Annotated in this window: 1 protein-coding gene; it reads left to right on the plus strand. The window is 54.7% G+C overall.

Annotated features, from left to right (window positions below; genetic code table 11):
• Window positions 1–126: 126 nt before the first annotated feature.
• Window positions 127–309, plus strand: a 183-nt coding sequence (locus AC1RPR_RS08655) for a hypothetical protein (protein ID WP_481763544.1), incomplete at its 3' end; no start/stop codon positions are given.

The following is a 309-nucleotide window of genomic DNA, read 5'->3' on the forward strand; positions in this document are numbered from 1 at the left end:
CTTTGCACCAATGGATTGGCTGGACGATGATCGTACGCCGGCTACGCGCTCGTACGCCACAGATTTCAACCCGATCGTGGTCAAGCCGCAATCGGCGGTGCTCCTGACTGGTATCTGAAGGAAAACATGAACAAGTTCAATCGATTCACGCGTGGCTTTCTGGTCGCGGTGGAAATCGCGGCTGCGTGCGTCGCAGGCGTAAAGTACTGGTCAATGGGTGACGCGGTTGGCGGCTGTTACTGGCTGCTGATCGCGGTTCTTGCCCAGACCCTCATCATCGAACATAAACAGGAGTGTGTTCAATTAGTT

It is taken from the genome of Dellaglioa sp. CoH-57-MRSF-22, from assembly GCF_056781895.1.